The 7,067-nt window shown below is 49.2% G+C and carries 4 protein-coding genes; all 4 read left to right on the top strand.

Going from position 1 to position 7,067, the window contains the following annotated elements; translation table 11 throughout:
- The 4 genes from RDW05_RS03105 (at position 1) to RDW05_RS03120 (ending at position 6,874) form a co-directional block, all read left to right on the top strand.
- On the top strand, positions 1 to 2,715 hold the full coding sequence (locus tag RDW05_RS03105; protein WP_307977797.1) for an ATP-dependent Clp protease ATP-binding subunit: 2,715 nt from the start codon (positions 1 to 3) through the stop codon (positions 2,713 to 2,715).
- A gap of 4 nt (positions 2,716 to 2,719) precedes the next feature.
- Positions 2,720 to 4,087 carry a DNA repair protein RadA gene (radA, locus tag RDW05_RS03110; protein WP_307977798.1) on the top strand — a complete coding sequence of 456 codons (1,368 nt, stop codon included), beginning with the start codon at positions 2,720 to 2,722 and terminating at the stop codon, positions 4,085 to 4,087.
- A 513-nt stretch (positions 4,088 to 4,600) separates the two neighbouring features.
- Positions 4,601 to 5,284, top strand: coding sequence for a Crp/Fnr family transcriptional regulator (locus RDW05_RS03115; RefSeq protein ID WP_307977799.1), 684 nt, complete (start codon positions 4,601 to 4,603; stop codon positions 5,282 to 5,284).
- 321 nt (positions 5,285 to 5,605) lie between these two features.
- On the top strand, positions 5,606 to 6,874 hold the full coding sequence (locus RDW05_RS03120) for an SLC13 family permease (protein WP_307977800.1): 1,269 nt from the start codon (positions 5,606 to 5,608) through the stop codon (positions 6,872 to 6,874).
- The last annotated feature ends 193 nt before the right edge of the window (positions 6,875 to 7,067 follow it).

Here is a 7,067-nt window from a genome sequence, read left to right on the forward strand (position 1 = left end):
ATGCTTTGTGAAATTTGTCATAAAAAGAAGGCCATCATGCACATGGTGTGCCTGGTAGGCGATAAACAGATTGATAAATGGCTTTGCGGTGAATGCGCTAAGGATTATATGCCGATGGGCATGGGTGGCATGCCACTGACACCGGAGGGCGCTAAACGCTTTATAGATGAGCTGCTGAAGAGCGGCGGAAATATCGGACCGCAGCCCAAGAAAAAGGTTACCCGTGAGGGCTTCAGCGAGGCAGCGGCCAAGGTTCTGGAGCTGGCTACCACCAAGGCTTTAGATTGTGGCAGCGAGCATATTGGTACGGAGCATATTTTGTGGGGACTTTTGACAATTACTGATTGTACCGGCAAAAAGCTGCTGAAAAGATTATATAATAATCTCGAAGAGATACAGACGGAGCTGGAAGGCTGGCTGGATAAGGGCGGCAAGCAGTCCAAGCTGCCGCAGTACAGCCAACGCGCGCAGCGTGTAATGGAGCGTGCTGCAGAGAATGCGCAGGAGCTGGAGCAGGAATACGTAGGCAGCGAGCAGCTGCTTGTAGGCTTGCTGGCAGCTGGCGACGGCATTGCCTATCAGGTGCTGCAGAAGTTTGATATTACGCTGGAGTATGTCAAGGAGCTGGTGCAGACGCTTGATGATCAGCGCAAAGCTGTACCGGGCAGAAATCAGCAGCGTCGTCCGGTAGAAGAAAAGCAGGTTGATGTTTTAGAGGTTCTTGCAGAATATGGACGTAATTTGAATCTGGAAGCAAGCCGTGGCAAGATTGACCCTGTGATTGGCCGCGATAAGGAGGTAGAACGTCTTATCCAGATTTTGTGCCGTCGCACCAAGAATAACCCGGTAATTATCGGCGAGGCTGGTGTAGGTAAAACCGCTATCGCAGAAGGCTTGGCGCAGAAGATTATCAAGGGCGACGTGCCGGATTTTCTGCAGCGGAAAATTGTTTTTTCACTGGAGCTGGGCATGCTGGTGGCTGGCGCCAAATACCGCGGTGAATTTGAAGACCGCATGAAGGAAATTTTACAGATGGTACGCGACGATAAGCGGATAATCCTCTTTATCGACGAGCTGCATACGATTATCGGTGCTGGCAGTGCCGAGGGCAGTATTGATGCGGCCAACATCATTAAGCCGGCGCTGGCGCGCGGTGAGCTGCAGGTTATTGGCGCAACGACGGTTGATGAATACCGTAAGCATATTGAAAAGGATGCGGCGCTGGAACGACGCTTCCAGCCGGTGCTTGTTGATGTACCGAGCGCAGAAATCAGCGAAGCGATGCTGCAGGGCTTGCGCAAGCGCTATGAGGAATTCCATAAGCTGCAGATTCAGCCGGAGGCCATTAAGGCGGCAGTGGAGCTTAGCGACCGCTATATTACAGACAGAAACCTGCCGGATAAGGCTATTGATCTGATGGATGAGGCCTGCGCCCGTCTGCGTATTAAGCTATATAAAAAATCTGCGCCAGCACGTGAGCTGCAGGAGCAGCTGGAATATCTGCAGCTGGAAAAGGAAGAGGCTGTTGAGCAGCAGGATTATGAAAAGGCAGCTAAGCTGCGCGACGACGAGGCGGAGCTGCAAACGCAGCTGGCTGAAGCCTTGGCGGAGGTTGCTATGACGCAGCCGGTAACTGCGGAGGATGTAGCTGAGGTTGTTGCCTCCTGGACGGGGATTCCGCTGACACGCTTGACAGAAACCGAAAGCAGTCGTCTGCTGCAGCTGGAGCAGCGCCTGCATAAGCGTGTTATAGGTCAGGAGGAGGCTGTAAGCGCTGTAAGCAGGGCTGTGCGCCGTGCACGCGCAGGCTTCAAGGATAAAAACAGACCGGTTGGCTCCTTCCTGTTCCTCGGTCCTACTGGTGTAGGCAAAACTGAGCTGGCGAAGGCATTGGCACAGGAGCTGTTTGGCGATGAACGTGCTATGTCGCGCTTCGATATGTCGGAATACATGGAAAAGCACACCACAGCACGCCTGATTGGCGCACCTCCAGGCTATGTAGGCTATGACGAGGGCGGCCAGCTGACGGATGCGGTACGCCGTAAGCCTTACTGTGTAGTGCTTTTGGATGAAATCGAAAAGGCACATCCGGATGTGTTTAATCTGCTGCTGCAGATTATGGAGGATGGCCGTCTGACCGACGGTCAGGGACGCACGGTAGACTTCCGTAATGCCGTGCTGATTATGACAAGCAACGCCGGCGCACAGCAGCTGGCCAACACCAGACCGCTGGGCTTTGCCGGCAACGAGGCAGGCGAGCGCAAGAACCGCAAGGAGCAGGTGCTTGCTGAAATCAAGAACGTGTTCCGTCCGGAATTTTTGAACCGTGTGGACGAAATCCTTGTCTTTAATTCCTTGGGCAGACAGGAGCTGGAGCTGATTGCCGACAATATGCTGCGTGAGCTGAACCAGCGTCTGGCAGGCAATGGTCTCATTATTGAGCTTGCTGCTTCGGCACGCGAGCTGCTGCTGAAGGAAGGCAGCGACAGCAAGTATGGTGCGCGTCCGCTGCGCCGTGCTTTGCGCAAGCTGGTGGAGGACCCGCTGAGTGATTTGTTCCTGGCAGGAAGATTCCACAGCGGCGATAAGATTATTGCTGAGGCTGCTACAGATAAAAAACTGGACTTTCACACTGCGATTGAAGAAGCACAGCTTTTGCTGGAGCTGCCGGTGACGGAGGAAGCAACTGTTTCTGTCAGCAGCGGAAAGGAGTAGCCAGATGGCCAGAACTAAGAGCAGATTTGTCTGCCAGGAATGCGGTTATGTTGCTTCCTCGTGGCTGGGACGCTGCCCGGAATGCGGCGGCTGGAATACGCTGGTGGAGGAGGCAGAAGTGACTGCCAAGGCAAGTAAAAGCTATTTGCCGGCTAATAACGAAAAGCTGCGGCCGCGTACTATCGCCAGTGTTGCCCAAACGAAGGTAGAACGCCTGGCAACAGGCATCCGTGAATTTGACCGTGTGTTGGGCGGCGGTGTCGTTCCGGGCAGCCTTGTATTGCTTGGAGGCACGCCGGGCATCGGCAAATCTACGATTTTGCTGGACGCAGGCCTGCGCTTCGGGCAACAGGGAATAAAGGTGCTGTATGTCAGCGGCGAGGAATCGGAGGAGCAGACTGCAATGCGTGCCGTCCGCTTGGGCGGAGCGCAGGCCAATGATAACCTGCTGATTCTTACGGCAACGGATTTGGATGCTATTTTAGCACAGGCGAATGCCTTGAAGCCGCAGCTTCTGATTATCGACAGTATTCAGACTATGTATAACCCGGAACTGCAGACTGCTGCCGGCAGTGTGGGGCAGGTGCGTGAGTGTACGGCTAAGCTGCTGCAGTTTGCCAAAAGTACGGGCATTGCGGTGCTGCTCATCGGTCACGTTACTAAGGACGGCACTATCGCCGGACCGCGCCTATTGGAGCATATGGTGGACGTGGTGCTGCAGTTTGAGGGTGACCGTTCCTATTCCTTCCGCGTTCTGCGTGCATTAAAAAACCGCTTCGGCAGTACGAGCGAAAGCGGCATTTTCTCTATGGAGGCGGGCGGTCTGCAGGAGGTAGCAAATCCTGCAGGTCTGTTTTTGGAGGACAGAGATGGTGAAGCAGCAGGCAGTGTTATTGGTGCCTGCATGGAAGGCAATAGGCCGATTATGGCGGAGTTCCAGGCGCTGGTAGCAAAAACTCCCTATGGCATGCCCAGGCGTACGGCAGTAGGCTTTGACTATAACAGGGTGAATATGCTGCTGGCAATTCTGGAAAAACGTTTTGGCCTGGATTTTGGCATTTATGATGCTTATGTCAACGTAGTTGGTGGCATGAAGTTTAATGAGCCGGCGGCAGATCTGGCGGTGGCGGCAGCGCTTGTTTCCAGCTATCGCAACAGGCCCTTGCCTAAGGGTATCCTCGTTTTTGGCGAAGTTGGTCTTACAGGCGAGGTGCGCCGCGTCAGCGCGCCCGAGCGCAGGATTATGGATGGCGTTAATCTGGGCTTCAGCAAATTCATTGTACCGGACAGCAAGCTGCAGCTGCCTTCTGTCAAGGCACAGATTGTGCGCGTCAAAACATTGGAGCAGGCGATTGCGGCTATGTTCGGTTAAAGACAACATTTATAGATTAGTCAGATATAAAAAAGCGCAGGCTGGTGAACAGTCTGCGCTTTCTTGTCTATACAGTGGGCAATCCTCATATACCGGCTGATGCTTATAATGCAAAAAAATCCCGGTACACTTCCCTCAAAATGTACCGGTAAAGCAATTGGTATAAGGAACAACGTCCCAGCAAATGTCTTAAGGTTATTATGGTTATATTATAAATTGTGCGACAATTTGTGGGCGTTGCCATAGCAACGTTTTAACAGTTTGCAAGCGCTTTCTTTATTTACAAAACATCTCAGAAAAGAATAATTTTGTAAGTTTTGTAAGTGAAACCGGATATCGCATAAAAGCGCAGTTTTAGGGGCTTTTTCGCAATTTTGAAATTCGCAAAAAATGTTGCATGAGCAACAAAATTACTAAACGTTTACTTTAGTTACATAATATTTACATATGTATTTTAATTTGGGATAATAAGGATGTGGAATAACTAATATGAAATAGAAGGCTGGTGATAATATGGCAGTAAAAATGTTTGCACCGAATTATCATGATATACCGTTGTTTAAAGGCTTAGGCAGAGACGAGATTAACGAGGTTCTGCATAAGTTTCATGGACTGATTAAGCATTTTCCTAAATCCGACTATATTTATCTGGCAGGTGACTGCATCGAAAATTTATGCGTTGTCATGGAAGGCACTGTTCAGATGATCAAAGAGGATATCTGGGGTGAAAAATCCATTATTGCCAATTTGAGCGCAGGCGATGTTTTTGCGGAAAACTACTTGGGCAAGCTGAGTGACCGCAGTGTGGTAAGCTATTTTGCGGCAAGCGACAGCGAGATTCTGATGCTTCCTTTGGGAAGAATGCTGTTTGATGGTACAAATCATAATGAGACCAACAGACGTCTGATGTGCAATATCGTTTCTATTCTGGCAGATAATAATACGCGCTTGATTGAGAAAACGGAAATTCTTTGCAAAAAGACCTTGCGCGGTAAGATTATGGCGTACCTGGAGCAGGAAGCAAGGTACAATGGCAGTGATAAATTTACTATTCCTTTTAACCGTACCGATTTGGCTAATTATCTGGATGCCGACCGCAGTGCTTTGACCAGGGAGCTGGCGCGCATGCGTGCTGACGGACTTATCAGCTTTGAGAAGAATACATTTGAGATTCTGGAGCATTCTCATACGGAATAATAATTATATTTTTATTAAGAAAGGCACCGTGAAGGTGTCTTTTTTATTGTCCTGAACAGTTGCTGAAATTAGTACCTGAACAGCTGAAAAACAGTGCTTAAGTAATTAAAATAAGATACGTAAGTTTATAAACAAAAATACAATAGAAATTATAGAATTTAGAAACTAAAATATGAAAAAGATTATGTAAAATATAATAAATTCGTTGCCTAGGCTACAGCGGAAAGATGGAAGAAAATGCTATCATAAAATCAACGGAAGAGCATATAAGATTTCATTGCTTTATGACTTTCGGAAAAAGATTAAAAGGAGGTATTGCTTATGTCCCCCGCAATCAAATGTTTAATTCTGTTAGCGGTAATTGCTTTGTTCTTTGTAACTGAAATTATACCCTTGGCAATTACTGCAATCGGCGGCGCTGTTGCCTGCGGCTTGCTGGGTCTGATTCCGGCCAAGCAGGTTTTCAGCGGTCTCTCTAATTCTACTGTAGTACTGTTTGCCGGCATGTTCGTGGTTGGCGCGGCAATGTTCTACACCGGTTTAGCTCAGGCTATCGGTGAAAAGGTAGTGCATATTTTCGGAACCGGTGAAAACAGCCTGATGCTTGGCTTAATGCTTGTCGGAACTGTTCTTTCTTCTGTTCTCTCCAACACCGGTACCTGTGCTTGCCTGATGCCGGTAGCACTTGGTATCTGTGCTGCTTCCAAAAACCCTGCGTCCCGCCAGCTGTTGCCGATGGCATATGCTTGCGGTTGGGGCGGCATTATTACTCTGGTAGGTACACCGCCTAATATTATCGGCAGTGGCGCTCTGACAGCTGCCGGTTTGCCGGGTTTCAGCTTCTTTGAATTTGCCTGGATTGGTATTCCTTTATCTGTAGCAGGTATTCTCTATATGCTGCTGATTGGCAAGTATCTGCTGCCGAAGGCAGAGCTTGATGCGGATCAGGAAATCGAACAGGAAATTGAAGCTACTACCCATGATAAGAAAAAGCAGGTTATTTCCGGCGTTATCCTGTTGGCCTGCGTAACCGTAATGGCTTTGAATTTGAAATTTATCAGCTTGGAAATGACTGCTATTATCGGTGCTCTTGTATGCGTACTTACCGGTTGCCTGACTGAAAAACAGGCTTATTCCTCCATCGACTGGGTAACCATCTTCCTGTTTGCGGGCATGATGCCTGTATCCACTGCAATGGATAAAACCGGCGCAGGCAAGCTGATTGCTAACTGGGCAGTAGGACTGATGGGCGGCGAACCTACACCGCTTATTGTAACGATAGTACTGTTTTCAATTTCCTGCTTCCTGACACAGTTCATGTCCAACACCGCTTCTGCTGCGTTGCTGTGCCCGATTGGTATAGCGATTGCTAAACAGCTGAATGCAGATCCCAAGGCTGTGGTAATGGCGATTGCTGTTGCTGCATCCTGCGCATTCGCAACTCCCGTTGGCACTCCGCCTTGTACTCTGGTGCTCGGTCCCGGCGGCTACAAATTTATGGACTATGTGAAATGCGGAACCGGTCTGGTGCTGGTATGCTTTGTTGTAAGCTTGATTGTTATTCCAATGGTATGGCCGTTCTTCCCTTAATGCTCCTATATTAGACGACACCCTGAATCAAACACTGGCAGAAAGGTCGCTGTTGCTGTAAAAGCGTAGCGGCCTTCTGCTGTTATGCAGGCGGGAAAATATGATAAGAATGAAAGTGTTGACAGCGTATAATAAGAGGCGGGTTTTTAGAATCTGAATGCGCAATATAGGCATGGTAGGTACTAAAAATAAC

Origin of the sequence: uncultured Phascolarctobacterium sp. (assembly GCF_902463975.1) — a bacterium.
Classification (GTDB): Bacteria; Bacillota; Negativicutes; order Acidaminococcales; family Acidaminococcaceae; genus Phascolarctobacterium_A.

Coding starts and splice junctions, on each gene's coding strand:
- RDW05_RS03105 (WP_307977797.1), top strand. CDS start 1: ATGCTTTGTGAAATTTGTCATAAAAAGAAGGCCATCATGCACATGGTG.
- radA (WP_307977798.1), top strand. CDS start 2,720: ATGGCCAGAACTAAGAGCAGATTTGTCTGCCAGGAATGCGGTTATGTT.
- RDW05_RS03115 (WP_307977799.1), top strand. CDS start 4,601: ATGGCAGTAAAAATGTTTGCACCGAATTATCATGATATACCGTTGTTT.
- RDW05_RS03120 (WP_307977800.1), top strand. CDS start 5,606: ATGTCCCCCGCAATCAAATGTTTAATTCTGTTAGCGGTAATTGCTTTG.